A 24,792-nucleotide genomic window follows, 5' to 3' on the forward strand; every position below is an offset into this window, starting at 1 on the left:
CGGGCTATAACAGGGGGCGCGCCGACCCAGCCCGCCAGCCTGCATCCCCACCTACCGAAATGGATCCCCATGACCGATCAACGCGAACATGTCTTTCTGGTCGACGGCTCGGGCTTCATCTTCCGCGCCTATCACGCGCTGCCGCCGATGACGGCGCCCGACGGCACGCCGACCAACGCGGTGTTCGGGTTCACCAAGATGCTGATGAAGCTGGTCGAGGATACGGAAGCCGATTTCGTCGCCGTCATCTTCGACCGCGCGCGCAAGACCTTCCGCAACGACATCTATCCCGAATACAAAGCCCACCGCCCGCCCGCACCCGACGACCTGATTCCGCAGTTCGACCTAGTCCGCAAGGCGACCGAAGCGCTCAACGTGCCGGCAATCGACATGGACGGGTTCGAAGCCGACGACCTGATCGCAACCTACGCCCGCCAAGCCCGCGAACGGGGAGCAGAGGTGACAATCGTGTCTTCGGACAAGGATCTGATGCAGCTGGTCGATGACAGCGTGGTCCTGTTCGATGCCATGAAGAACCGTGAGATCGGCCCTGAGCAGGTTATGGAAAAATTCGGCGTCGCGCCGGACAAGGTGATCGACGTGCAGGCCCTGGCCGGCGATTCGTCGGACAACGTGCCGGGTGTGGCCGGTATCGGTGTGAAAACGGCGGCGCAGTTGATCGGCGAATACGGTGACCTCGACACCCTGCTGGCCCGCGCGGAAGAAATCAAACAGCCCAAGCGGCGCCAATCCCTGCTGGAACAGGCCGACATGGCGCGCATTTCGCGTGATCTGGTGACGCTCAGGGACGACGTGCCCACAACGCGGACCATCGACGAGATGCGCAAGAAGACGCCGGATGCGGAAACGCTATTGGCCTTCCTGCGCGACCTCGGCTTCAAGTCCTTGGCGACCACGGTGGAAAGCCGCCTGGGCATGCCCGCGAATGGCGGCAACGGCGCGGCAACGCAATCGTCCGCCGTGCTCGCCCCGCAATACGACCTCGTGCAGACGCTCGACCAGCTTCAACCCTGGATCAAGGCCGCCTACGCCACCGGCGTCGTCGCCGTGGATACGGAAACGGACGCGCTGGACGCCATGGGGGCGGGTCTGGTCGGCGTGTCGCTTTCGACCGAGGCGGGCCGTGCATGCTATATCCCGCTGGCCCATGTGTCGTCCGTGCCCCAGGGTCAGCTGGATCTTGGGGATGGGGATGGAGACGGCGGCGGCGAAAGCGCGCCCGAGCAGATCCCCCTTGATGACGCCCTGGCCGCCCTCAAGCCGATGCTTGAGGATCCGTCAATCCTGAAGGTCGGCCAGAACATCAAGTACGACATCCAGGTGCTCGGCCGCTACGACGTCGAGGTCGCACCCGTGGACGACACCATGCTGCTGTCCTATGTGCTGGACGGCGGTCTGCACGGCCACGGCATGGACGACCTGGCCCGCGATTTCCTTGATTACGACACGATCAAGTTCAAGGATGTCGCCGGCACCGGCAAGGCCCAGGTGTCGTTCGACCGGGTGCCGCTGGACAAGGCGCTTGATTACGCCGCCGAGGACGCGGATATCACGCTGCGTCTGCATGGCGTGTTCAAGCCGCGTCTGGTGGCCGAACACATGGTCACCGTTTATGAGACCCTGGAACGGCCCCTGGTCCCGGTGCTGCGTGACATGGAACGGCGCGGCATCAAGGTTGATGCCGGCGTCCTCAGGGACCTAAGCGCCGATTTCGCCGCCCGCATGGACAATCTGGAGGGCGAGATTCACAAACTCGCCGGCCATGAATTCAACATCGGATCGCCCAAACAACTGGGCGAAATTCTGTTCGACGAGATGAGCCTGGACGGCGGCAAGAAAACCAAGACCGGCGCCTATGCCACGGGGGCAGAGGTGCTCGAAGAGCTGGCCGCCCAGGGCCATGACCTGCCGCAGAAGGTTTTGGATTGGCGGCAACTGTCGAAGCTGAAAAGCACCTATACGGACACCTTGGTCGGCCAGATCAATCCCAAGACAGGGCGGGTCCATACGAACTATGCCCAGGCCGTCGCGGCAACCGGGCGGCTGTCGTCGTCGGACCCCAACCTGCAGAACATTCCGATCCGCTCCGAGGAAGGGCGCAAGATCCGCACCGCCTTCGTCGCCGACAAGGGATATACCCTGATGTCGGCGGATTATTCGCAGATCGAACTGCGCCTGCTGGCCCATGTGGCGGGGATCGACGTTCTCAAGCAGGCGTTCCACGACGGCATCGACATTCACGCCCTGACGGCCAGTCAGGTATTCGGCATTCCGGTCGAGGGCATGGACCCCATGGTCCGGCGCCGCGCCAAGGCCATCAACTTCGGCATCATCTACGGTATTTCCGCCTTCGGCCTAGCGCGCCAGCTGGGCATTTCCCGCGGTGAGGCGGGTGAGTACATCAATGCCTATTTCGAACAGTATCCGGGCATCAAGGCCTATATGGAGCGAACCAAGGAACAGGCCAAGAAGCAGGGCTTCGTGGAAACCACATTCGGGCGCAAATGCCATGTCCGCGGCATCAACGACCGCAACCCCAACATGCGGGGGTTTGCCGAGCGCGCCGCCATCAACGCGCCGATCCAAGGCGGCGCCGCCGATATCATCAAGCGCGCCATGATCCGCGTGCCGGATGCTCTCGAGGCGGCGGGCCTGGGTGCCCGCATGCTGCTGCAGGTCCATGATGAATTGATCTTCGAGGTTCCCGACGCCGAGATCGAGGCGACCCGTGACGTGGTCCGCAAGGTCATGTCCGGCGCGGCGCATCTCAGCGTGCCGCTCGACGTCGACATCGGCACCGGCGCCAATTGGGACGAGGCGCATTAGGCGGGGACAGCCTCGCCCTCGCTGCGTCCCCTCCGCTGCACGCTTTTACCTTTTCTTCATTTTATGGCACGGCCTTTGCTACGAAATTTTCGTGGGGACCGCTCGCGCGCGGGCAAAAGCAGAGGAGAGCAATCATGAAAATCGACAACGTCGCCAACATCCTGTTTCCGCAAAAAACCGACAAGCCGGCGGCAGCCGATGCGGGGTCCGGTTCCTTCGCCGAGATGATGGCCGCCTCCGTCGCGCCCCAGAGTGGCGACGAAAGCGGTCTGCCCAAGACCGACCTGGACATCGTCCGCGAGAAGGGGTTCACCGCCTACGCGAAAGAAGTCGAGGAACGGAAGCGGGAAGAACTGCGCGAAAAGATTCTCAACCGCATGGGTCTTTCCGAGGAAGATTTGGAGAAAATGCCGGCTGAACAGCGGGCCGCCATCGAGGACCTGATCGCCCAGGAAATTCAGCGCCGCATGCAGGCCAGCGCCGAATTGGAGAATGACAAGCCCGGCCTCCTTGGCGATGCGCCGGACTTGGCCCGCGACATCTCCGACACCAGCGGAACGGGCAGTGCAGGGTCGGTTCTGCTGGCTGCGATGGAAGCCCGAGATGCCCTGGACGATGACCCGGCGGCCGTCACCGACGAATCAAAGGACGACAAATAAGTCTTAAAACCGCCACGAGGCGCCGACCCACCCCCGGCGTCCATGGATGACTGGCCGGAATCAATTGCCGCCCAATTGGGAAAATTATGCCCAACCGGGAAAAATTTTCCCAGTTTCACGGCCCCATAGGCACGCTGAGCAGGGGCATTTTTAACCCCATCGCACGTGGGGTTGCCTAATCACGCGCGCCCCGGCACCATTCGAGAAACGATAATTTCCACGGGGAGAATGGTGATGATGAGGCATAAGCCCCTCACGCGCGCCTGCCTGCTGGCTGTCGGGCTGGCTATTACCGCCGGGCCCGCCGCGGCCGGAGCAGGGCACAATCACAGCATCGATGTCGCGCAGGCCAAGACTTCGGAAATCACAATCGGCGCCCAACCGGTCGCCGGCAAAATCACCATGCTGATAGGGGTCGGCGGATTTTCCGGCGGCAACGTCGCGGTTCTGCCGGGGCCGGACGGCCTGCTGATCGTCGATGACAAGCTGGAAGCGTTTTCGGAGAAGCTAACGGCAGCGCTCAAGCCGTTCGGCGGCGGGACGCCCAAATTCGTGCTCAACACCCATTGGCATTTCGACCATACGGGCGGCAACAAGCATTTTGCCGAGGCCGTCATCATCGCCCATGACAACGTGCGCAAGCACATGGCCGTGGATCAGGACTTCAAGGCTCTGGACAAGACGATCCCCGCCTCGCCGCCCGAAGCCCTGCCCGACGTCACCTACAACGACCGCATGACGGTTCATTTCAACGGCGAGGAAATCCAGCTTCTCCATCTGCCGGGCGGTCATACGGATGGCGACACTGTGGTCTATTTCAAGACGTCCAACGTCCTGCATCTGGGGGACCTGTTCTTCAACGGCATGTTCCCCTTCGTCGACGTGGCCCATGGCGGCAACGCGCTGACCCTGGCGCGCAACATTCGCGACATCACCGGTCGTTTCCCGGCCGATGCCAAGATCATTCCCGGACACGGCCCCTTGGCGACCATGGCCGACCTCGAGGCCTATCTGGACATGCTGACGTCGACGACAATGTTCGTGCAGAGCGCCGTCATGGAAGGCAAGGACCTGAAGGCCATTGAGGCCCAGGGTTTCCCCGAGCAGTGGAAAAAATGGGAATGGCCGTTCATTTCCCAGGCCATGTGGATCGATCTGATCCATCAGAGCCTCAACTAGAAACGGCCGGATAGAAACACACTGCGGCGGTCAGGCCGCCTGAACGTCCGCCCGGGCGGCGCGCGACCGCATCCGCATCTTTATCCAGGCAACGGCGCGATAGGCGAGCAACAAACCCGCGATCCCACCATAGATCAGGGGTTCGATCTGGAATCCCTTGCGCATCATAAAGAAATGAACCGGCGCGGCGATGGCCGCGACGTAGACCAGCTTGTGCAGGCGCTGCCAATTGCGCCCGCCCATCTTCTTGACCATGGCCTTGGGCGAGGTAACGGCGAGGGCCGTCAGGATCACCAGCCCCAGCATGCCGACGGTGATGTAATTGCGTTTCAGGATGTCCTGCCAGATTGCGGCCCAGGCGAAATACTGATCGAGCACCACGTAGCTTGAGACATGCAGGAGAGCATAGAAGAACGCATAGAGCCCAAGCATGCGGCGAAAACGCATGACCACGGCCAGCCCCGTGATCCCGCGAACCGGCGTCACGGCAAGGGCGATCAACAGAAAGCGGATGGCCCAGTCGCCCGTGTAACGGTTGATGAATTCCGCCGGGTTGGGCCCGAACTGTCCGCCCAGGCCGAGCCAGACCAGCCAGACGAGTGGGCTCAGCGCGGCCGCATGGACCAGGGGTTTGAGGCCCCAGTTAAGACGGGCTTCCTTGTTCATGACACCATCCTAACGCAGCCGGCACCGATTGGGCACCGGCGGGCGGCCCGTACGCAGACCTAGAAGAATTTCTTGAGATCCATGCCCGCGTAAAGGCTTGCGACCTCGTCCTCGTAGCCGTTGAACATCAAGGTCGGCTGGCGGATCGGCAGGCCGAAGATGTTGTTCAGGCCGATCTTCTTTTCCGTGGCCTGGCTCCAGCGCGGATGGCTGACGTTGGGATTCACGTTGGAATAGAAACCGTACTCGCGGCCATTGGCGATGGACCAGGAGGTCGGCGGCTCTTTCTCGACGAAGCGCATGAGCACGATCGACTTGATGGATTTGAACCCGTACTTCCACGGCACGATCAGGCGGATGGGGGCACCGTTTTGGTTGGGCATGACCTGGCCGTGCACACCGACCGCCAACAGGGTCAGCGGATTCATGGCCTCGTCCATGCGCAGGCCTTCCTTATAAGGCCATTCCAGATACGGCCGACGTTGCCCCGGCATCTGGTCCGGGTCGAACACGGTTTCGAAATAGACGTACTTGGCTTTCGACGTTGGGTTTAGGCGCTGGATCACTTTGGCAAGCGGCACGCCCAGCCAAGGCACGACCATCGACCAGGCTTCGACGCAGCGGAATCGGTAGACCCGGTCCTCGATGTCCTCGGCCTTGATCAAGTCGTCAATGTCGTAGGTGCCGGGCTTTTCCACCGCCCCCTCGACCTTGATGGTCCAGGGCGTGGTCTTGAAATTTCCGGCGTTTTCCGCCGGGTCGCCCTTGCCGACGCCGAATTCATAGAAGTTGTTGTAGGTGCTGACGACCTCGAACGACGCCGGTTCCTGGCCCAGGACCTGGGCGTTGTATTTCGGATGCGGCGCGCCGGAAAGCGCCTTGCCCTCGGCCGGGCGCCAGGCCGCGGCGGCCTGGTTCGGAAGCCACATGGGCATGGTCGCCGCAAGCCCGCCGAAGCCGAGCGTCTTGAGCACCCTGCGGCGGTCTTCGAACACGCTTTTCGGCGTGATCTCGCTGGACGAGATGGGATGGCGGGGGCGCTGGCGGATGATCATGGCGGTCTTCCTTCCGGTTCGTCTGCGTCGATATCCGGCGCGCAATAGGATCGCCGGGCCGGGGTCATGCGGTCTTTATGGTTCCGCGAAGAGTATAAGCCGGGAAGGTGCCCACCCAATAAGGCGAAGGCGGGGCAGGGCCGTCACATCTTCGCGAGGGTTTCGCGAGCGACCCGCCAACTGGGGCGTTCCCATTCGCCGGAAAGCGGTGTAGGAGAAACCACCATGCGCACGCTTTATCATCTGTGGATGTCGCCTTTTTGCCGTAAGGCCCGAATCTTCCTGGGCGAAAAGCGGCTGGAGCACGAACTTCGGATCGAGAACATCTGGGAACGCCGCGAGGAGTTCCTGGCGCTTAATCCTGCCGGAACCGTGCCGGTGCTGGTGGAGATCGACGGCACGGCGATTTCCGGGGCCGATGTGATCTGCGAATTCCTGGACGAAGTCCATGATGACCCGCCGCTGATCGGCCGCACGCCGGTGATCCGGGCCGAGGTCCGCCGCCTGACCAACTGGTTCGATGAAAAATTCAATCGCGAGGTCACGGATAATCTGGTCGGCGAAAAGCTGCTGAAGCGCTTTCTTGGCCAGGGTGAGCCCAAGGGCGCGCGGATCCGTGCCGGGCACGCTAACATCCACATGCATCTGAACTACGTGTCGTTCCTGGTAGAGCGGCGGCGCTGGCTGGCCGGGGATGATTTTTCCATGGCCGACGTAGCGGCGGCGGCGCATCTGTCCTGTGTCGACTATCTGGGCGACGTGCCCTGGGAAGATCACCCGGAGGCCCGCGACTGGTATGCCCGGGTCAAGTCACGGCCCAGCATGCGGTCCGTGCTGTCCGACCGTATGCCCGGCTTTCCGCCGCCCCGCCATTACGCGGATTTGGATTTTTAACGCCGCGGCGGCACGCTGTCAGGCCGCACATCCATGTTTTCGATGTTCTGCCGCGCCGGTCCGGCGGCTGCGCTGTCGGGCATGGCATTCAGGATTTTCAACCAGTCCGCCCGGGCCCCCGCATCATCGCCCTTGAGCCGCCGCAGGATTCCGCGCTCCAAAAGGGCCTCCGGGTTCGCGGGATCGATTTCCAACGCCGTGTTGGCGTCGGCCAGCGCATCGGCCGCCCGATCCAGGAAACGCCGGGCACTGGCCCGGAGCGCATAAGCGTCGGCACGCGACGGCGATAGGTTGAGCGCGGCACTCAGGTCCGTGTCCGCCGCGTCGTAATCGCCCCTTGCCGCCCAGGCCTGGGCCCGGTCGACCAGCAGGTCCGGATCACCGGGCATGAGTGCTATGGCGGAGGCGAAAGCCCGCGTCGCGTCCTCGGGCCGGCCTTCCAGCAGCCAGGCCTGGCCCGCCTGATCGTACAGCCCGGCCTTGACCGGCGGTTCCTCGATGGAAATCTGGGCAAGGCGCTCCAGGCGCTTGGCCGCTTCGCCAAATTGTTCAAGCTCGATCAGAGCAACCGCCGCGCAATGGTCGGCCGCGTCACCCCCGCCCAACGACCGCCAGCCGATGGCCATTTCGAACCCATCCTGGGGCCGGCGGCGTGCCAGGGTCATGCATTTCTGGTATTCCGCCGCCTGAGCGGCCTTGGATGCAGTGCCAAGTCCCGTCTGCGCGGACGGTTGCCCAAGCAGTCCCTGCTGGGCCGCCGCCGGCAGGGGCGGCAGGCCGACGGCCAGGCACATCAACAGTCCCGCAAGCGGGCGGAGGGCACGGCAACGATGAATGGGCGGGATCCCTGGCATGACGGTCGGGCTCTGGTTATAACCAAGCCTGCTTATAGGAGGCATTCCGCCCCCTTGTCGACCGGGGCCGCACGCACATGACCAACCTGTTCTGTTTCGGATTGGGCTTCAGCGCCCAGACTTTGGCCCGCGGCCTGATGGCCGAGGGTTGGACCGTGGCCGGAACCTGTCGCACGCCGGGCAAGCAGGCGAAACTGCGGGCAGGCGGGATCGACGCCTATGTGTTCGACGGTGCTGCCCCCCTGGACATTTCCGCTGGGGCGGCCCTGGCCCGCGCCGATCACCTGTTGATGTCCATCCCGCCGAGCGGCGAAGGCGATCCCGTGCTGACACAGGCCGGCCCGGCCCTTGAACAGGCCGCCGGACACATCCGCTGGGCCGGGTATCTATCGACCACCGGGGTTTACGGCGACACGGGCGGCGCCGAGGTGACGGAAGACAGCCCCCTCGCCCCGACATCCCCCCGGGGCGCATACCGCGCCGCCGCCGAGGCGGCCTGGCTTGATCTCGGCCGCCGCAAAAACCTTCCGGTCCATGTCTTTCGTCTGGCCGGGATTTATGGGCCGGGCCGCAGCGTACTCGACCAGCTGCGCCAAGGTACGGCGCGCCGCATCGACAAGCCGGGGCACCGGTTTTCCCGCATCCATGTCGCCGATATCGCCGCCGTGCTGCGCGCCTCCATGGCGCGGCCGAACCCTGGAGCGATCTATAACGTGTGCGACAACGAACCCGCCGCCCAGGCCGACGTGATTGCCCATGGCGCCAAGCTCCTAGGCCTGCCGGCCCCCGATCTCGTGCCCTTCGATCAGGCCGCCGAGACCATGTCGCCCATGGCGCGCAGCTTCTGGCGCGACAATCGGTTGGTCAGCAATGCCCGCATCAAGGATGACCTGGGCGCGGCGCTGTCCTGCCCGACCTACCGCGAAGGCCTGGCCGCGATCCTGGCGGCGGAGAGTTGAGCCGGTTAGCGCAGACCCGGGAATCATCATATTCCCATATTCGGATTATTTTCCTTGACTACCGAATAACCCTCGGGTAGGGTCCCTTCATCGACAGGGCGAGGTGTGTCCGCGCTTCGGCGCCGGCCCTCCCTCTCGGCTTTTTCTTCATTCGATCCGGCCCGCCCGGCCCCGCTTTGACCAGCGGGGTGCCGATGGGCGCGCCCTCCTTCCGGAGACATTCCCATGACAGCGAAACCGACCGCGCGCCGCGCCCGCCGGGGCAGCGGTGCGCGCACCGCCTTTGACCGCCAGGCATTGATCGACCAGTTGACCCGTTCCGACGGCGGGCTGGAGGACATCCTGGCCAAATCACCCCGCGATCTGACCGAGGCCGAGGTCCGCCAGATTGCGCAACGCCGGCTCGCCCTGCCCGCCGGGGCGGAGAAGGAAACCCTCGACCGGTTCGAGCGCGCGTTCTACGACGATGCCTACGGCACAGACTTGGCCGAAGCCGATGAAACCGGCCGCCTGATGGCGCCGGCGGCGCGTCGTCCCGTCAGCACCGCCCCTGTTCCGGCCCGCACGGCCGACGGCATGGACCTGTCCCGCGCCATTGGGCGCCTGGCGGAGCGCGTCGCCGACATTGCGGAAACTCAGGGATCGCGCGATGCCGTCCGCTTTCTGCAACGGGGTCTGACCATCCTCAATCAAGCTGTCACGGAAGCCCGCGGCGACGATGCCATGGCCGCAGCCCCAACCAACGGCCCGATGTTCCAGGATCTTGTCGATGACGGCGACCCGGGCCCCAAGACCCGTGCCGCCCTGCGCACGGCGTCGGCCCGTCTGGGGGCCCCGAAGATTGAGGAAGCCCTCGCCCTCGGCCGTTTCGAAGCTGCGTTGCGTGGCCTCGCCGACGGAACGTCTGCATCGGGCCTTCGTGACGTTACATCTGCCTCATTCGCCGAGTTGTTTCGCGAGCCCGCGACCGTCGGCCCGCATATTCCGACCGAGGAAGGGGAGAGCCTGCAGATGACGGTCAACGACCTGGGCAAGGTTCTGCTCGGACCGCGCGGCTTCACGGCCCTGCGCGAGGACGGCATCATCGGGCCGAAGACCGAGGCGGCGTTGAAACGCGTTCTCAAGGCCGCGGGCCCCCGGCGCCTGACGGAAACCATGGGCCGCAACCTGGGCTTCTTCCTGTTCGAGCCACCCAAACCGGGCCGCCGATCCCTGCTGCAATCCGCCGCGGGCGCTTTATCAGGGCAAAATTTTGATGTTGTATAGGAAAATATTCTTGACGCGACAAGTCCGATCTGTCATAACCAAACCAACGAACGGGCGAGATGCGTCCGCCCCCCCGAACGTTCCCCCCCAACACCGATGATAGGAGCCCTTGATGGGGAGCATGGATAACAGGCCATCGCTGCCGCCCGCACCGTCTTCTTCCGACGATGACACGGTGACGGGGCTTCCCGGCAAGGGCGGCGCGGACGGCTTCGGTGGGTTCGGCAGAACATTCTTGTCGGACAGTGTCGGCCGCGGCCAAGCCAACAAGCCCGATGATGTCCTGCAGGTTTCGCGCTTTCTCGCCAAGAACGACATCCTGCCTGCACCGAGCGAAACCGCGGATGAGGATTTCTTCCGCGCCGTCGAAAAGGGCCAGGATCGCCTCAATGTACTGGCCGGCGGCGGCCTTCACCGCGATGGCATCATCAAGCCCTGGGGCCCGACGGAGGTTCTCAGCCAACGCGCGGTCTCGTCCGGCAAAATGCGCCCCTTCGACACGGACCAATCCGCCCCGGCCGACGGCAATTCCGCCCAGGTTGCCGACACGCAAAACGGGCGCCGGCCGGTGCCGCCGCAGTATCCTCCGCGGCTGCCGCCCTTGCCCGCACGCCAGGGTGATGGCGCAAACATCCGAACGATCGGGACGCATGGCACGCACGAAGAGACGCCACTTGAACGGAAGTCACGGTTCGGCTCCCAAGGCGTCGAGGCGGACCAACTCTTTCGCCCCGATAAAATGGATCCTGATTCCGCCGCCGCGTTCATGCGCCGCTTGGAAGACCGGCGAACAACTGTTCTTGAACCAAAGGCCAATGAGCGCTCCATCCCCGTCACCATAGGCGGATATCAACTCACCCGAGAAAGCTGCTACCTTCTAGGAAAGGCAATGACAGCGACAGCCGAGACCAGGAAGGCGGTCATGGCCGAGGTCAACAAGTCGGGTTTAGGGCGCACGCAAAAAGGGGCCGTGAATGAATTGATCACGCGCCGCCTGGAATCTAGTGGGAAGGACCCCGTCCGGTTCGGTGACAGGAAGGTTATTGCCCGGCTCATGAGCCAGATGGACGAACGGAACGCCAAGACCCGTGACACCGTTTCTGGGGCGTTGCCATTTTTGTTTCCGACGCTGCAGGTAGAGAAAGTTGCGCCGGCAATCAAGCTGCAGGATGCCATCGGCACGATCATCCGCGAGACGATCAAAAAGCAGACCGAGGACTAAATCTGGACAACAACCATTGTCAACGTGGCAAGATGCAAGTACCACTTCAGGATGAATTTCTCCGCACTCCGTCCGTTGATTTTCCTCATGGCCATATGCTTGACTACCCCGTCGCTGGCCACCGAACGGAATGATGTGATATCCCGCGAAGACGCTCTGGTTCGGCTATTCGAAGAATCCGTATTCAAGGGATGGACCTGGCCCATCGCATCAAACAACCAGAAACCGTTCAAGATCGAAATCGCGGTCAAATGGCAAGCTCCGCTCAATATCTGGATTATGCATGAAATAGGCTTCGGCTATCCGCTTTCATGGGAAGACGACTACGAAAATTTTCGAGCATTCATCGCCACCCTATTGCTGGAACTGTCCCAGCTGACGGGATTGCCCATCACCGAGTACCCTCCAACCGAAGGTCCCGACCTCAATGCCGCCGTTTATATCATCGGCGAAGATTACATTGAAACGTACTACGAGAATTTCAACCGCGCCGGTTTGGCGCGCCTCGGCACCCAAAGCTTCGTATGCAGTGGCTGGCCGCAACCGAATGAGGCCGGCACCTTGAGCCGCGGGTACATGTTGCTACGAACTGACTTACCCAAGAACCTGGCGCAGCACTGTATCGTCAAGACGATGCTTGAGGCCTTGGGGCTCTCAGGTATCGGCGGACGCCAACAAGTCTCCCGTGACCGAATTGACGGACACCCTCTGTATCCGCTGAGCCTTGAAGTGAAGCTGATCCTCCGCACGCTCTATGATCCGCGGATCAAGCACGACATGGCCAGGGCCGACGCCATGGCGCAAGCCCGCACCATTATCGGCGGCCTGCTGCGCGCCATCGACCGGCAAGGTGAAAGCGCGCTCTACCAACACTGAACGCTCCGGACCGCGCCGACACCCGCCGGTTCACCTCAACCCTAATCAGGAGACGAAGATGATGAGGTATGACCCGGCCGCCATTATGGCGGCGGCGGGCGCTTTGCTGTGTGCGGCGATGATCGCGCAGGGATTGGCCTGACCGATGTTCGATCTGACCGGTGGCGGCTGGGCACTCGGCCTTGCCGCCGCCGACGCGGCCGCGATCCTTGCCCTGGTCATGCTGATTGAACGCCGGGGGCGGAGCCAGGCCATCGCGCTTGAGGATGCCCGCCACGAGTTCGAGACCGGTTTGGCTTTCCTCGAAAGCCGGCTGCGGGCACGCAGCGCCCCCGCCGGCAAACTTCCCCCCATCGATGACGAAGGAACCTGAGATGAGCCGACTCCCGGATCACGCGCAGGCGGCCCAACACGCCGCCGATGTCCTGGCCCGCACCCTTTATGGCGAGGCACGGGGCGAGTCCGTGCGCGGCAAGGAAGCCGTCGCCGCCGTGGTCATGAACCGGGTGCGCCGCGCCCGCATCGCCGGCGGGACTTATTGGTGGGGCGGCACGGTGGAAGAAGTCTGCCGGCGGCCGTGGCAGTTTTCCTGTTGGAACGCGGGCGATCCCAACCGCGTGAAGATTGAAGCCGTGGCCGCCGACAATCGCGTGTTCCAGACTTGCCAGCGCATCGCGCGGCGTGCCCTTGCCGGAACCCTGGCCGATCCCACAGACGGCGCCACCCATTACCACACCAGGTCAGCCAACCCGCCCTGGGCCCGGGGCAAGGCCCCTTCCGCCGAGATCGGCGGCCACCTGTTCTATGCCGATATCGAGTAGCCGCCATGCTGAGTGCATTGATTGCGCCCGTGATCGGTGGGCTGTTCAACGTCATCGACCAGGCCGTCGAGGACAAGGACGAGGCCGCCCGCATCAAGGCGCGGCTGCAGGAAATGGTGCTGACCGGCCAAATGAAGGAGATCGAGGCGGCGGCCCAAGTCATCGTCGCCGAGGCCCAGGGCGACAGTTGGCTGCAGCGCAACTGGCGGCCCCTGCTGATGTGCCTGTTCGGCATCATTGTCGCCAACAACTACATCGTTCACCCCTGGTTCGGCGTGCCCATGCTGCCCCTGCCGCCGGACATGTGGGAACTGCTGAAGATCGGCGTCGGCGGCTATGTTGTCGGCCGGTCCGTAGAAAAGGGCATCCGCGTTTGGAAGGACCAGCCGTAATCCGGCCCGTCCCGACCGCGACACCCTCCCCCTGCTGACATTCCGGAGAAACCCATGGCAGATCATATTCAGATCGGCGACATCACGCCGCGCAAGCGCTACGTCGCCGACGGCACGCAGACCCTGTTCACTTATCCCTTCCCCATCTTCAAGGCCGCCGACCTGGAGGTCTATCTGGACGACGCCCTGCAGGAAACCGGTTATGCCGTTTCTAACGCCGGACAGGACCTGGGTGGTGAGGTCAATTTTGACACGCCGCCCGCCGCCGGCGTCGCCGTTACCCTGCGCCGCCGACTGACCATCGCGCGACAGTCCGACTTTCAGGAATCTGGCGCCTTCCGGGCGCGCGTCATTAATGACGAATTGGATTTCCTAACTGCTGCCCTGCAGCAGGTCGCCGACGACACGCGACGCGCGCTGCAACTGTCACCGACGGATCCGGACGCAGTGCTGACCCTGCCGGACCGCGCGGCACGCGGCGGCACCTTCCTCGCCTTCGATGCAGAAGGAAATCCAGTGGCCGGCGCCGGGTCCATCGGCGGCTTTCCAGCCACCACCTTCATCACGACACTGCTCGACGATACGGATCCACTTTCGGCCCGCGCCACCTTGTCGGCGCAGGAAGACTTGGGCGTGACACCGCCGACGGCCGGCAACGTGGGGGCCGTTCTTACCGTCAATCCGGCAGGCACCCTCCATTACGACCCGACCTTGACCCATGGCGCCCATCTGACGGCGCTCAGCTTCGGCCTTTGAGGAGACCAAGACATGGCAACCACCCCCGATTATCTCGGTGCGCGAAATTGCAAATGCACCATCATCACCAACAGTGACGGCACCACGGCACAGACCATCTTCACCGCCGGCACCAACGGAGCCCGCGTGCATCTGGTTTCCGCCTCCACGGACGACACCACGCCGTCGCTCACTTTGATGAAAAACGACGGCACCACGTCCTGCATCCTGGCGACCTTCCAACTACCGACGAATTCGGGCCGCGTGAACGGGGCGCCGGCTGTCGACCTTCTGGACCCCACAGTCATCCCGTCGATCTCCGCCGACCCGGGCCGTTTCCTCACGCTCGGCGCGGGTGAAACACTGGCCATCGCCATGACCACCACCCTGACCGTCGACAAGACAGTCCACGTCGTGGTGGACGGGGTCAATTACTGATGAGTGCACGGGGCGGCGATGATCCGCGTAAACTCGGCCCAGGTCCGGAAAAACCGCAGGCGGACGATGGCGGATTGACCATGGGCCTACACCGTCAGACGGCGCATATGGACGACCCCGGCGTGAAGACCCACGGCCGCCTGCACGGTATTGGCCCGTCGCGGCGGCCGGTCGATGGCTTCAAACGTGAACGCCGCGTGGACGTCCGGGTTGAGAATTGCACGGGACTACTGAAGAACGGCAATTGCGCCGGGGACCCTTTCTGGATGCCGCCGGACGGTGCCTGGTACACCTGGCCCGGGATCGGCGGCACAGCCTCCAATCGCAATGGCGGCACGATTATGGCTCAGAACCCGACCAATCCCGGATTCGACTTCGCGGGCGGGCAGACGACATCAAACACAGACATCGTCGACTGGAACGCACCACAGCGAACCGCCTACGCAATTACGTCAGACGACACATTGACGGTCGTGAAACAGCGCGAGGTCACTGGCTTCGGCCAAGGCGCCGGCGGCGCCGGCGACGACAATTACAACTGCTATTCCAACTGCAACTGCAATTGTGCCTGTGCCTGTGCCTGTGTCTGCCAATGCGCCTGTGACTGCTGCTTTCCCGCCGGAACGCCGGTAACCATGGCCGACGGCAGCCAACGCGATATTGCAATGCTGCAGCCTGGCGATCTGGTGAAGGGCGCGTTCGATACCATCAACCGCATCGACCGCATGTTCGTTGGCCGCATCGGCCCGCACAGCGCCTTTCTGATCAACGGCCGCTATTTCGTAGCGGGCGCGCACCGCATCTGGTCCCTTACCCGCGGCTGGGTCGCCCCCGATCCGGCCAGTTGGTACGCCGCCATAAAGGAACCTGGATCCCTCGCCCGGTTCGCCACCATCCACGGCGTGGCGGAACCGCCGGCGGACGGCATCTACGCCCCCGAGAGCGAACGCCCAAAACAGATGGTGCTGGGCGACCGTCTCGCCTGGGGCGACCTCGGCAGCTTCCTTGCCATCGACAGTATCGAGCCCATCCACCATGACGGCTCCCTGATGCTGTATGAGCCGATCTGCCACAACGGATCCGGCAGCTACGAGGTTCATGGCGGCCTGTGGGCCGTCGCCGGACCCGACTACTCCTTCCCCTTCCAAAGCTACCTGCGAGAGGAGATTCGCCATGACGCCTGGCATGACCCGCGACCGGTTGCTCAACTGGGACCGTGACACGGCCTTGGACATCGCACCCCGACTAACCTGGCTGCATCCCAACTGGATCACCACGGCAAGCCTGATCCTGGCGCTCGTCGGCCTAGCGCTCATCTGGCGCGGAACGGATTGGGCTTCCGCCGTGATCGGCGCTGGCTTGATCTTTGCCTCACGCTGGGTCGACTGGATCGACGGTCATGTCGCCCGCGCCACCAGTCGCGCCACCAACCTGGGCGGGCTCTACGACATCGCCGTCGGCTATATCACCATGGTCCTGGTCATGGTTGTCATCGGCCTACGTCAGAATGATCTTGCCCTGGCATGGGTCGGCGCGGGCGCTGCAGTTCTACTGCGTCTTGTGCTCATGGGCGTCGGCTGGGGCCTAGCGCGACGCCAGCGTCTTGATGTCGTTCCCTGGAATCCGCAGAAGCTTTTGACTCCACGTCAGCGGCCCGCCATGCGTCAGATGAAATGGGGCCTCGACGTCTGCCGCAACGACTACTGGATCGTGCTGTTCGCCCTTGTCGGCGGCGCCGGCCTTCAGGCCTGGGCTTGGGCCTATACTGGCGTCGTCGTCGCCCTCACCGCCTGGGTTGCGGCCGCCGCCGCGCGCTACGTCCGGCGGGTTCACCCCACAGCATCGGCGCTTGAAGTCCGTGTTTCGCAGAGTGAGGACGGCCCATGTTGAAACGCGCACGACGCATTTGGACCCTTCCCGGAACCGACGTCGAGAACCTAGTCCACGACTGCACGGTGACGGCGGACAGCCTGCGCCTGCGCACTTGGTACCGCCAACGCGACGGCGTCAACCGGCCAGGCAAGGGTGGTGCCGGCGGTAGCATCTTCGGCGAAGATCTCGCGCCGCGGCTTTCGGGCATGCTGCTGACACCCGCGGGCAACGTGACCCTGGATTGGGATAACACCGCTATGCGGGATGGCGCGGTCCATTACCTGTCCACAACCTGCAATGGGTCGCCAGCACCGGCACCCTACCGCGTGATGGAGATCGATGCTATTGCTCGCCTCTGTCCCGCGGAGTTACGCCAAGCCGCCGAGTACCCCCATTGGGAGCATAAGCAATACGTCTACATCTACGATCTCATTGACCACATCACCGCAGTCTCGGGTGTTAGCCTGTTTCCCGCCCTCAAGATCGTCACCGACGGGGATGGCATAGGTGGGTTCACCGGACCTGGCGTGATTGTCGAGGCACGTCTGGGCCCGCTCGGCTTCGTCGGCGCATTCGACCACACCGTGACGGGGAACGGCGTCGACTACCGGGACGCCCGCCGCCTTCTGCCCGACGGCACGCTCAATCCTAATCGCGGTTTTTTCACCCTACCCTCGGTCATGCCGCCGGAATGGGAGTTCGGCTGATGCCATACAGGCTGACCCTGGAGGGGAAGGACACCCTTCATCTTCTATACGATCCGATGTTCTCAACCCTGACCCACGAGGAAGACGACGGCGGACAGATCGTCCATCCCGCCTTCACCGCCGAAGGCCCCGTGTCCTGGTCTGTGCCGCAGCGCGTGTCGCCGGACAACCCCGGCCGCAAGGCAGGTATCCGCACTCTGAAAATCCAGATGGGATTCAAGTGCAACTACGCCTGCGCCTATTGCAATCAGGCAAGTTGGAGCACTTTCCTGGGCGGCGCGATTGAGGACGCCAAGCTGTTCTTGCGCAATCTCGATACCTGGTTCGCAACCGATTCTGCCGCCAAGGACGGCGGCAACGACCTACGTATCGAATTCTGGGGCGGCGAACCTTTCGTCTACTGGGCCAAGCTGAAGATCCTGGGCGACGAGCTGCGCCGGCGCTATCCCAGAGCACGATTCAATGTCATCACCAATGGCTCGTTGCTCGACGATGAAAAGATCGATTGGCTGATCGCCCAGCGGGTCGGGGTGCAGATCAGCCACGACGGCCCAGCCCAGAAATACCGCAACCCGGAAGACATTCTGGACGATCCGGAAAAATGCCGGCTGATTCGCCGGTTGATGGCGGCGGCGGGCCAGTTGGACAGTGCGGATCAATCTTCGAGCGACACGCCGTCCTTCGGCTTCGGTTTCGGCACGGTGCTGACGCGGTGGAATTATTCCCTCGCCGCCGTGCGCCGCCATATCGAGGAGAAGCTGAGCGTGCCGCCTGGGTCAATCTCCTCCAACACCGAAGAAATCCTTCTTCCCTATGACGATGACGCCCTGGCCTGCGTGCCGCAAGATGCACGCGACCATCGGGCGGCGTTACACACCCTATTCATTGAAGCAGCCAATGGTCTAACTGTCCCCGGTTGCAATTCCGTGCGCGGAAAGATCGAGGACTTTCTTGAATCGCTCAGCAAGAAGCGCCCAATCGCGGCCCTCGGCCAAAAATGCGGCATGGACCGCGAGGACACCATCGCCGTTAACCTGATGGGCGAGGTAACGACTTGCCACAACGTTTCCGCCGACGACCCTCGACACAACTTGGGCAATGTCCGCGACCTAGCTGCCGTGCGCCTGGACACCGCGCATCACCATCAGACACGCAACGAATGCCGCAACTGTCCGGTAGTCCAGTTGTGCAAAGGATCCTGCATGTTCCTGGAAGGGAAGTACTGGCAGACCGCCTGCGACGTCAGCTTCACCTACAACACGGCCATGCTGGCCGCCGCCCTCTATTATCTGACCGGGATGACATTGACCCGAATTGATGCCCTGGACGGTGCCTTCATCCGCCGGCCCGGCATTACATCGGCAGAGGTCATTCGCCTGAAGCCCGCGGATCTGGCGGAGGCGATCGATGCGTGACCTTGCCCGATGGTCGGAGCCGATCCCGAAAATCATGATCTTCGATTTCGCCGGTGGCCGCATCGCCGCCATGAACGACCTGATCCTTGCGGAAATGCGCACCGTCGACGCGACACCGGACAGCATCCACGGCGACAACATCGTCAATCGACGGGCGACGGAATGCCTATTCGACCGCAGACCCCTGCCGCCCGGGCTGACGGGCTTGGTCGAGCGGCTCTACGCCGCGCTCGCCGTCTATCTTGAACGCTGGCATCCGGCGCTCATTGATCGGCCCTTCCGCCACAGGTCTTGGTGCAATTATTACAAGCCCAACGAGGGTGTCCCCTGGCACGACCATGGAGAGACCCCCGTGGTTGCCGTCTATTCGGTGCAGGGAGACGGCGGCGATCTGATCATTCAGGACGACAGCGATCCCGCTCGATGCCATCGGGTGGAAACGCCGCCAGGACGGCTGATCTTCATGCCCGGACATCTGCGCCATTGTTCGACTCCGAATTTCGGGCCGATCAACATGCGGGTTTCCCTACCCGTCAACTTTCAGTTCACGAAGGGCCCCGGCGCGACGCTGACCAACCCTGAGCTTTCCTGAAATTAACACCATCACAGTCGCGAGGCCTCATGCCGCCGGTCGATTTTTCCGTCTTCGTCGTTCTGTGGAACAATCTGCAGGGACTGAAGACGCCGAACCTCCACATCCACATGGCCCGGTGGCTAGAAATCAAGCCGCAAGAAGGTCACCACGAACTACTAATGATGGCGTTCCGCAATTCAGGAAAGTCGACCTTAGTTGGTCTATTTTGCGCCTGGATGCTGTGGCGAGATGCAAATCTACGGATCATAGTGCTGGCGGCGGATCTGGCGTTGGCCCGCAAAATGGTGCGCAACGTCAAACGCATCATCGAACGCCACCCATTGACACAACGCATGAAGCCGAAACGGGCAGACCAATGGGCATCAGAACAATTCACGGTCAATCGCGGGGCCGAACTGCGCGACCCATCCATGTTGGCCCGTGGCATTAGCGCCAACCTGACCGGGTCGCGCGCCGATGTCGTGATCTGCGACGATGTCGAGGTTCCAAACACCTGCGACACTGCACCCAAGCGGGCCGACCTACGCGCACGTTTGGCGGAAATAGAATACGTTTTGGTACCGGGTGGCCTGCAGCTTTATATCGGCACACCCCATGCCTACGACACCATCTACGCGGCCGAGGCACGGATAGGTGTAGAGAACGGTAATCCGTTCCTTGCCGGGTTCGAAAGGCTTGAGATGCCATTGTTGGGCCCCAGTGGGCAATCACGCTGGCCGGAACGCTTTCCCACTGCGCGCATCGACGCGATCCGCGAGCGCAGCGGCCCCAACAAGTTCCGCAGCCAGATGCTCCTGGAGCCGGTCAACATCCTGGACAGCCGCCTCGACCCGGACCGCCTGATCTCCTACGCCGATCCGCTGGTTTATGCGGAACGCAACGGCGTCGGCGTCCTGACCCTTGGCGGCACGCGCCTAGTGTCCGCGTCCTGCTGGTGGGATCCGGCGTACGGTGCGCCTGGTATCGGCGACGCCAGCGTGGTTGCCGCCCTGTTCACGGACGACAACGGCACCCATTACCTGCACGCCGTCCGATACCTGGAACACGACCCGGAGGAAGCGGCGCGCGCGGCGGTTGGATCGGACAACAATGACCGTGACGAGGCCTCGCAGCAATGCCGGCAGATCGCCGCCTTCCTGCGCGACAACCACTTGACCGCGGTAACGCTGGAGACCAACGGCATTGGACGGTTCCTGCCGGGCCTGCTGCGCCGGGCCCTGGGAACGGCCGGGGTCGAGGCGGCGGTGATCGAAGCGTCCAGTCACCGCGCCAAGGACCTGCGCATCCTGGATGCCTTCGATGCCGTCCTTGCGGCCGGGCGTCTGCGTGTCCATGAAAGTATATGGCGGACTCCTTTCGTCCGTGAAATGCGCGAATGGGCCCCCGGCACAACATGCCGAGACGACGGCCTGGACGCGGTCGCCGGCTGCCTGCTGTCGGAGCCTGTGCGCTTGGGCCGCGGTGTCCCGCCTTCCGGCGACGCCCCCCGCCGCAAACCCAATTGGCGAAGCGGCGACACCTTCACGGCAAAAACCGATTTCATTTTGTGACGATCGCCGAAACCGATTTGAAAAGGAATATTCCCATGGGAACCACGGAGCAAAACCACGCGCTGCCGCCCGATCAGACCCCGACCCCGGATCGGCCCGGCCATACCACCGAATCCGATCTGCCGGGCGTCGGCGGCGTGGACGGGATGGGAGGCTACGGGCGCACCTTCCTGACCGCACCTGTCGGACGCAATCAGGAAAACCGCGCCGATGACGTGCATAAGGTCTCCGCCTTCCTTGCCGGAAACAACCTGATGCCTGCGGCCACGCGGGAAGCCAACGAAGATTTTCTCGGCGCCATCGAAAAGGGCCAGATGCGGCTCAACGAGCTTGCCGGTGGGGGATTGCAGGTCGACGGGATTGTCAAACCCTGGGGCCCGACAGAGGTCCTCAGCCAGCGAGCGGTTTCGGCAGGTAAAATGAAGACTCCATCGCCCAACGACCCGTCCCCGGCATCAAGCAGGATTCCGAATGTGCTCCAACAATACATTGGGGACGGCCCGCACCAGCCCGAAGAGACTCCCCTGCTCATCGATCTGCTGAAATCGCTCAGCGCCCAGATTCGAAAGGACAAGAACCTGTTCAAGAACGCCAAGGTAATCGGCGGCATCAAAGGTTGAACGGGACGCACAACCGTTGTTGATCACCTAGCGCCGGTTTTCTAAATTTCAGGTTGTCTTGGCGCAGTAACCATACTGGACAGAAAATGCCGGTCGGCCGCTCATCCCATCCGCCCGAACTATCGGCCGCCGAAATCGCTCTCGTGGCCATTCTGTTCGCGGCAAGCGTCCTCGACGACGTCATCCTGATGATGCATATCGCGGACATAAATCACTTCCTCCTGTTCGACTATGGAAAGAAGGCCATCATGTTCGCCGTTTGCTTGTCCATGCCGGGCTTTCGGCAGGCATGCCGGCAAGCATTTGCCGCGCCGGGCGTGCCGTGGAGCGGTTCCGGCTGGTTTAACCCGCACGTCCTTGTCGTCATGACCGGCGCCTTCGCCGCCGACCAAGTGGTTTATCAGATTGGGGGTACTTGGAATTGGCACTTCGGCGGGCTTGAGTTGTATCAGGTTCCGACCTATCGCGAGGACGTCATCAAGTATCTCGACCTGACCTTCGGGCTGGTCTTCAATTCGGTGGTGGAGGAGTTGTTCTACAGAGCCATCCTGCTCGCCGCCCTCGTCCGTTTCATTCCCCATTGGGGCCTGCGTATCGTGATCGCGGGCCTCATGTTCGGAGCCGTTCACTGGTCTCAGGGCATTATCTGGGTGATGACGATCTCCCTCCTGGGCGGCCTGTTCGGTTACCTATATCACCTGACACGGTCAATCTTCCCCGGCATCGTCGTCCACACCGCGCACAATCTGATCGCCTTCACGAATTGATGCCGGCCGGCACAAAATTGGGAGTGACCCGCATGCCTTCCACTGCCGACACTGCCAATACCCGCGCCCTGCACACCGCCAACGAAGCTTTGCGCGAGGCAAGCCTCGCCCGCCAAGCCATCATCGCCCACGAGCGGCAATGCGTGGAGCGGTCGCGCGAAGCAGCCCAGTCGTTCGAGCGCATGGGTCAGGAACTGCGTGCCTTCATGGCCCAAACCCGCGATGCCCGCGCCCGCCTGCATGACCGGGTCGACCAGACACAGGATCGCATCACGGATAATCAGGTGCAGGTTCTGGAGGGTTTCGCGGCACTCCGCTCTGGCCTGATCCGGGGATTGTTCGCGGCCCTACTGGCGCTGACAGGCGGCGTCGCCGCCATGGCCTGGTATCTGATGACGGGACCAATGACTGAGCGGCTGATGCCCTAAGGCGCGGGACGCATCATGTGGCTGTCGAAATCCGGTGGATCAGTTCCGCCATGGTTTCCTCGGCGATCGAATTGTCCGCCTGACAGGTGCCGGCAGCGCGATGACCACCGCCGCCGAAGCGCAGCATGAGTTCGCCCACGTTGACCGGCGAGGAGCGGTCGAAAATCGACTTACCGACGGCGAACACGGTGTTCCTGTCCTGCTTTCCCATGACCACATGCATGGAGATATTACACTCCGGAAACAGGGCATAGATCAGGAACCGGTTGCCGCAATAGATGTCCGTTTCCTTGCGCATGTCGATGACAGCGAGCTTGTCGTGCATGGCGGTGCAACGCCGCAGTTGTTCCTCGAACTTGGGCCGATGTTCGTTGTACAAATCGATGCGTTCCTTGACGTCGGGAAGTTCCAGGATCTCCTCAATAGTGAAGTTCCGGCAGTCCTCGATCAGGCCCATCATCAATTCGTAGTTGGGAATGCGGAAGCCGCGGAAGCGGCCGAGCCCCGTGCGCGGGTCCATGATGAAATTGAGCAGCGCCCAACCCTGGGGATTGAGTACGTCATCCATTTCGTATTGCGCCGAATCCGCCTGGTCGACGGCGTCCATCAGTTCGCCCGACACATAGGGGAAGCCCTCTTCCCCGCCGAAATAGTTGTAGACCACGCGCGCCGCCGACGGCGCCGTCGGGTCGATGACATGGTTGTCACGCTGACCGCCGACGCGCTCCATCTCGCTCAGGTGGTGGTCAAAGGCGAGATAAACCCGCTCGTCAAATGGCACGTTGGTCGAGATGTCGCTGTCAGTGAGGTCGACCTCGCCGTACTGCATTTGGCGCGGATGAACGAACAGGATGTCGTCGATCAGTTCCATTTCCTCGAACAGAACGGCGCAAACCAAACCGTCGAAGTCGCTACGGGTGATCAGGCGGAACTGCCGCCCACTTTCCTTCAACGCGCGGGCCAGCGGCTTTCCAGCGCCCATGATCGGAGATTCGATGGGCTTCGTGACTGGCTTGGCCTCGGGCTTGGGTTCTGGGGCGGACGTCGTACCGTTTTCAACAGGCTGGTCCGCTGGCTCAGCTACCGGTGACACGGAGACACGCTGCGGCGTGCCGCCCTTGACGGCAAGGCCGATTTCCAGCGTCTCGAACCAGTTGAGAAAACGGCCCACATTAGTGCCGGTGAACACCAGACCGCGCTGCGGCACGATGATTTCAGGGCTCAGTTCCCGCACGCGGCGGATCCAATCATCGCGCGCGGCGGGAGAGCCCATCCAACGCTGATGGAACCCGGTCAGGTACTGAACATGGCGGTCAAAGTCGCGCACCGTGAACCCGTCACGGTCATCGGGTGGCACCAGGGCGCCACCGATGTCGCCCGAGAACAACACCTTGGCGACGGGATCAAAGACCGAGAAATTGCCCGGAGAATGCAGGTAGTGGGCCGGGATCAGTTGCAGTCGGCCGCCCTCGCCAAAACGGATTTCCATGCCTTCGTCGGGCACGGCGACGAAATCGGCCTCGCGATCGTAATGGGTGACGTAGCCCAGCCATAGCCAGGGCACATGGACCTTCAGTTCGTCGACGCAGACCTCGCGCCACAGCGGCAGCGATGATCCTGCGTCCGGATCCTCATGGGTCAGGATGACATGTTTGATGTCGGCAAGCGGCACCTCGCGTTCGACGGCGTCGAACACGGCCGGAAAAATCTCCACACCGCCCGGATCGATCAGCACGGCCTCATTGCCCGCGCGCACGACCACCTGGTTGGAATCAACCAGATCGGGCGGCTTGCCGCTGTCCTGGCCAAAGATCAGCCAGGACCGCGTTCCGTCTCGGAACACCACTTCTGAACGCACTATGACAACCCCTGTCGTTGGACTTGGTTCAAGTGGCCTTCCTCTTGAGCACAATCGGTTTCTTATCACTTGCCGGCCCCAACAATAGAAGATTTTTCTAAACCGCGCCAAGGGCTT

General features: G+C 62.7%; 26 protein-coding genes. 22 read left to right on the forward strand and 4 right to left on the reverse strand.

Annotated features, from left to right (window positions below; all coding sequences use genetic code 11):
• The first annotated feature begins 69 nt into the window (after positions 1 to 69).
• The 3 genes from polA (at position 70) to KFF05_16490 (ending at position 4,685) form a co-directional block, all read left to right on the forward strand.
• On the forward strand, positions 70 to 2,847 hold the full coding sequence (polA, locus tag KFF05_16480) for a DNA polymerase I (GenBank protein ID UTW51475.1): 2,778 nt from the start codon (positions 70 to 72) through the stop codon (positions 2,845 to 2,847).
• A gap of 134 nt (positions 2,848 to 2,981) precedes the next feature.
• Positions 2,982 to 3,506 carry a hypothetical protein gene (locus KFF05_16485; protein UTW51476.1) on the forward strand — a complete coding sequence of 175 codons (525 nt, stop codon included), beginning with the start codon at positions 2,982 to 2,984 and terminating at the stop codon, positions 3,504 to 3,506.
• Between the two features lie 234 nt (positions 3,507 to 3,740).
• Complete coding sequence (locus KFF05_16490; GenBank protein UTW51477.1) at positions 3,741 to 4,685, forward strand: MBL fold metallo-hydrolase; 945 nt, start codon at positions 3,741 to 3,743, stop codon at positions 4,683 to 4,685.
• Between the two features lie 30 nt (positions 4,686 to 4,715).
• On the opposite strand, the gene KFF05_16495 is transcribed toward KFF05_16490, so the two are convergent.
• Positions 4,716 to 5,351 (reverse strand): sulfoxide reductase heme-binding subunit YedZ, encoded by a 636-nt coding sequence (locus tag KFF05_16495; protein ID UTW51478.1) that lies wholly within the window; start codon positions 5,349 to 5,351, stop codon positions 4,716 to 4,718.
• Positions 5,352 to 5,410: 59 nt separating this feature from the next.
• Complete coding sequence (gene msrP / locus KFF05_16500) at positions 5,411 to 6,406, reverse strand: protein-methionine-sulfoxide reductase catalytic subunit MsrP (protein UTW51479.1); 996 nt, start codon at positions 6,404 to 6,406, stop codon at positions 5,411 to 5,413.
• A 225-nt stretch (positions 6,407 to 6,631) separates the two neighbouring features.
• On the opposite strand from msrP, the gene KFF05_16505 reads away from it, so the two are divergent.
• Positions 6,632 to 7,300 carry a glutathione S-transferase family protein gene (locus KFF05_16505; protein ID UTW51480.1) on the forward strand — a complete coding sequence of 223 codons (669 nt, stop codon included), beginning with the start codon at positions 6,632 to 6,634 and terminating at the stop codon, positions 7,298 to 7,300.
• Here KFF05_16505 and KFF05_16510 read toward each other — a convergent pair.
• Entirely contained in the window at positions 7,297 to 8,094 is a 798-nt protein-coding gene (locus KFF05_16510) for a hypothetical protein (GenBank protein ID UTW51481.1), read from the reverse strand. The two genes, KFF05_16505 and KFF05_16510, sit on opposite strands and share 4 nt — an antisense overlap.
• Positions 8,095 to 8,231: 137 nt before the next feature.
• Here KFF05_16510 and KFF05_16515 point away from each other — a divergent pair, with 137 nt between their 5' ends.
• The 18 genes from KFF05_16515 to KFF05_16600 all read left to right on the forward strand — a co-directional run bounded on the left by KFF05_16515 (position 8,232) and on the right by KFF05_16600 (position 22,817).
• Positions 8,232 to 9,113: an SDR family oxidoreductase gene (locus KFF05_16515; protein ID UTW51482.1), complete on the forward strand. Its 882-nt coding sequence runs from the start codon at positions 8,232 to 8,234 to the stop codon at positions 9,111 to 9,113.
• Positions 9,114 to 9,338: 225 nt separating this feature from the next.
• Entirely contained in the window at positions 9,339 to 10,379 is a 1,041-nt protein-coding gene (locus KFF05_16520; GenBank protein UTW51483.1) for a hypothetical protein, read from the forward strand.
• A gap of 121 nt (positions 10,380 to 10,500) precedes the next feature.
• Complete coding sequence (locus KFF05_16525) at positions 10,501 to 11,601, forward strand: hypothetical protein (GenBank protein UTW51484.1); 1,101 nt, start codon at positions 10,501 to 10,503, stop codon at positions 11,599 to 11,601.
• A gap of 51 nt (positions 11,602 to 11,652) precedes the next feature.
• Positions 11,653 to 12,477: a DUF2927 domain-containing protein gene (locus KFF05_16530; GenBank protein UTW51485.1), complete on the forward strand. Its 825-nt coding sequence runs from the start codon at positions 11,653 to 11,655 to the stop codon at positions 12,475 to 12,477.
• 145 nt (positions 12,478 to 12,622) lie between these two features.
• Positions 12,623 to 12,850 carry a hypothetical protein gene (locus KFF05_16535; protein UTW51486.1) on the forward strand — a complete coding sequence of 76 codons (228 nt, stop codon included), beginning with the start codon at positions 12,623 to 12,625 and terminating at the stop codon, positions 12,848 to 12,850.
• Positions 12,834 to 13,298 (forward strand): cell wall hydrolase, encoded by a 465-nt coding sequence (locus KFF05_16540; GenBank protein UTW51487.1) that lies wholly within the window; start codon positions 12,834 to 12,836, stop codon positions 13,296 to 13,298. The genes KFF05_16535 and KFF05_16540 overlap by 17 nt, the downstream gene beginning before the upstream one ends.
• A gap of 5 nt (positions 13,299 to 13,303) precedes the next feature.
• The gene (locus KFF05_16545; GenBank protein UTW51488.1) at positions 13,304 to 13,690 is read left to right on the forward strand and encodes a hypothetical protein; all 387 of its coding nucleotides are present in this window, start codon (positions 13,304 to 13,306) and stop codon (positions 13,688 to 13,690) included.
• Between the two features lie 54 nt (positions 13,691 to 13,744).
• Positions 13,745 to 14,446 carry a hypothetical protein gene (locus KFF05_16550; GenBank protein UTW51489.1) on the forward strand — a complete coding sequence of 234 codons (702 nt, stop codon included), beginning with the start codon at positions 13,745 to 13,747 and terminating at the stop codon, positions 14,444 to 14,446.
• Between the two features lie 12 nt (positions 14,447 to 14,458).
• The gene (locus KFF05_16555; GenBank protein UTW51490.1) at positions 14,459 to 14,863 is read left to right on the forward strand and encodes a hypothetical protein; all 405 of its coding nucleotides are present in this window, start codon (positions 14,459 to 14,461) and stop codon (positions 14,861 to 14,863) included.
• Positions 14,863 to 16,083, forward strand: coding sequence for a hypothetical protein (locus tag KFF05_16560; protein ID UTW51491.1), 1,221 nt, complete (start codon positions 14,863 to 14,865; stop codon positions 16,081 to 16,083). Before KFF05_16555 ends, KFF05_16560 begins: the two co-directional genes overlap by 1 nt.
• Positions 16,037 to 16,753 (forward strand): CDP-alcohol phosphatidyltransferase family protein, encoded by a 717-nt coding sequence (locus tag KFF05_16565; protein ID UTW51492.1) that lies wholly within the window; start codon positions 16,037 to 16,039, stop codon positions 16,751 to 16,753. The genes KFF05_16560 and KFF05_16565 overlap by 47 nt, the downstream gene beginning before the upstream one ends.
• Positions 16,747 to 17,442: a hypothetical protein gene (locus KFF05_16570; protein ID UTW51493.1), complete on the forward strand. Its 696-nt coding sequence runs from the start codon at positions 16,747 to 16,749 to the stop codon at positions 17,440 to 17,442. The genes KFF05_16565 and KFF05_16570 overlap by 7 nt, the downstream gene beginning before the upstream one ends.
• Complete coding sequence (locus KFF05_16575; protein UTW51494.1) at positions 17,442 to 18,857, forward strand: SPASM domain-containing protein; 1,416 nt, start codon at positions 17,442 to 17,444, stop codon at positions 18,855 to 18,857. Before KFF05_16570 ends, KFF05_16575 begins: the two co-directional genes overlap by 1 nt.
• Positions 18,850 to 19,449 (forward strand): hypothetical protein, encoded by a 600-nt coding sequence (locus tag KFF05_16580; protein ID UTW51495.1) that lies wholly within the window; start codon positions 18,850 to 18,852, stop codon positions 19,447 to 19,449. The genes KFF05_16575 and KFF05_16580 overlap by 8 nt, the downstream gene beginning before the upstream one ends.
• Positions 19,450 to 19,478: 29 nt before the next feature.
• Positions 19,479 to 21,002 carry a phage terminase large subunit gene (terL, locus tag KFF05_16585; protein ID UTW51496.1) on the forward strand — a complete coding sequence of 508 codons (1,524 nt, stop codon included), beginning with the start codon at positions 19,479 to 19,481 and terminating at the stop codon, positions 21,000 to 21,002.
• Positions 20,999 to 21,622 (forward strand): hypothetical protein, encoded by a 624-nt coding sequence (locus KFF05_16590; protein ID UTW51497.1) that lies wholly within the window; start codon positions 20,999 to 21,001, stop codon positions 21,620 to 21,622. Before terL ends, KFF05_16590 begins: the two co-directional genes overlap by 4 nt.
• Before the next feature lie 86 nt (positions 21,623 to 21,708).
• Positions 21,709 to 22,389 carry a CPBP family intramembrane metalloprotease gene (locus KFF05_16595; protein ID UTW51498.1) on the forward strand — a complete coding sequence of 227 codons (681 nt, stop codon included), beginning with the start codon at positions 21,709 to 21,711 and terminating at the stop codon, positions 22,387 to 22,389.
• A gap of 32 nt (positions 22,390 to 22,421) precedes the next feature.
• Positions 22,422 to 22,817 carry a hypothetical protein gene (locus KFF05_16600; protein UTW51499.1) on the forward strand — a complete coding sequence of 132 codons (396 nt, stop codon included), beginning with the start codon at positions 22,422 to 22,424 and terminating at the stop codon, positions 22,815 to 22,817.
• 13 nt (positions 22,818 to 22,830) lie between these two features.
• Here the strand turns inward: KFF05_16600 and KFF05_16605 are convergent, their stop codons facing one another.
• Positions 22,831 to 24,675 carry an MBL fold metallo-hydrolase gene (locus KFF05_16605; GenBank protein UTW51500.1) on the reverse strand — a complete coding sequence of 615 codons (1,845 nt, stop codon included), beginning with the start codon at positions 24,673 to 24,675 and terminating at the stop codon, positions 22,831 to 22,833.
• Positions 24,676 to 24,792: the final 117 nt, after the last annotated feature.

The organism is bacterium SCSIO 12827 (assembly GCA_024397995.1).
Taxonomy (GTDB): Bacteria; Pseudomonadota; Alphaproteobacteria; order Rhodospirillales; family Casp-alpha2; genus UBA1479.

Coding starts and splice junctions, on each gene's coding strand:
- terL (UTW51496.1), top strand. CDS start 19,479: ATGCCGCCGGTCGATTTTTCCGTCTTCGTCGTTCTGTGGAACAATCTG.
- msrP (UTW51479.1), bottom strand. CDS start 6,406: ATGATCATCCGCCAGCGCCCCCGCCATCCCATCTCGTCCAGCGAGATC.
- KFF05_16600 (UTW51499.1), top strand. CDS start 22,422: ATGCCTTCCACTGCCGACACTGCCAATACCCGCGCCCTGCACACCGCC.
- KFF05_16525 (UTW51484.1), top strand. CDS start 10,501: ATGGATAACAGGCCATCGCTGCCGCCCGCACCGTCTTCTTCCGACGAT.
- KFF05_16510 (UTW51481.1), bottom strand. CDS start 8,094: ATGTGCCTGGCCGTCGGCCTGCCGCCCCTGCCGGCGGCGGCCCAGCAG.
- KFF05_16565 (UTW51492.1), top strand. CDS start 16,037: ATGACGCCTGGCATGACCCGCGACCGGTTGCTCAACTGGGACCGTGAC.
- KFF05_16485 (UTW51476.1), top strand. CDS start 2,982: ATGAAAATCGACAACGTCGCCAACATCCTGTTTCCGCAAAAAACCGAC.
- KFF05_16530 (UTW51485.1), top strand. CDS start 11,653: ATGAATTTCTCCGCACTCCGTCCGTTGATTTTCCTCATGGCCATATGC.
- KFF05_16505 (UTW51480.1), top strand. CDS start 6,632: ATGCGCACGCTTTATCATCTGTGGATGTCGCCTTTTTGCCGTAAGGCC.
- KFF05_16515 (UTW51482.1), top strand. CDS start 8,232: ATGACCAACCTGTTCTGTTTCGGATTGGGCTTCAGCGCCCAGACTTTG.
- KFF05_16535 (UTW51486.1), top strand. CDS start 12,623: ATGTTCGATCTGACCGGTGGCGGCTGGGCACTCGGCCTTGCCGCCGCC.
- KFF05_16570 (UTW51493.1), top strand. CDS start 16,747: ATGTTGAAACGCGCACGACGCATTTGGACCCTTCCCGGAACCGACGTC.
- KFF05_16595 (UTW51498.1), top strand. CDS start 21,709: ATGCCGGTCGGCCGCTCATCCCATCCGCCCGAACTATCGGCCGCCGAA.
- KFF05_16490 (UTW51477.1), top strand. CDS start 3,741: ATGATGAGGCATAAGCCCCTCACGCGCGCCTGCCTGCTGGCTGTCGGG.
- KFF05_16495 (UTW51478.1), bottom strand. CDS start 5,351: ATGAACAAGGAAGCCCGTCTTAACTGGGGCCTCAAACCCCTGGTCCAT.
- KFF05_16555 (UTW51490.1), top strand. CDS start 14,459: ATGGCAACCACCCCCGATTATCTCGGTGCGCGAAATTGCAAATGCACC.
- KFF05_16560 (UTW51491.1), top strand. CDS start 14,863: ATGAGTGCACGGGGCGGCGATGATCCGCGTAAACTCGGCCCAGGTCCG.
- KFF05_16540 (UTW51487.1), top strand. CDS start 12,834: ATGACGAAGGAACCTGAGATGAGCCGACTCCCGGATCACGCGCAGGCG.
- KFF05_16580 (UTW51495.1), top strand. CDS start 18,850: ATGCGTGACCTTGCCCGATGGTCGGAGCCGATCCCGAAAATCATGATC.
- polA (UTW51475.1), top strand. CDS start 70: ATGACCGATCAACGCGAACATGTCTTTCTGGTCGACGGCTCGGGCTTC.
- KFF05_16575 (UTW51494.1), top strand. CDS start 17,442: ATGCCATACAGGCTGACCCTGGAGGGGAAGGACACCCTTCATCTTCTA.
- KFF05_16545 (UTW51488.1), top strand. CDS start 13,304: ATGCTGAGTGCATTGATTGCGCCCGTGATCGGTGGGCTGTTCAACGTC.
- KFF05_16520 (UTW51483.1), top strand. CDS start 9,339: ATGACAGCGAAACCGACCGCGCGCCGCGCCCGCCGGGGCAGCGGTGCG.
- KFF05_16550 (UTW51489.1), top strand. CDS start 13,745: ATGGCAGATCATATTCAGATCGGCGACATCACGCCGCGCAAGCGCTAC.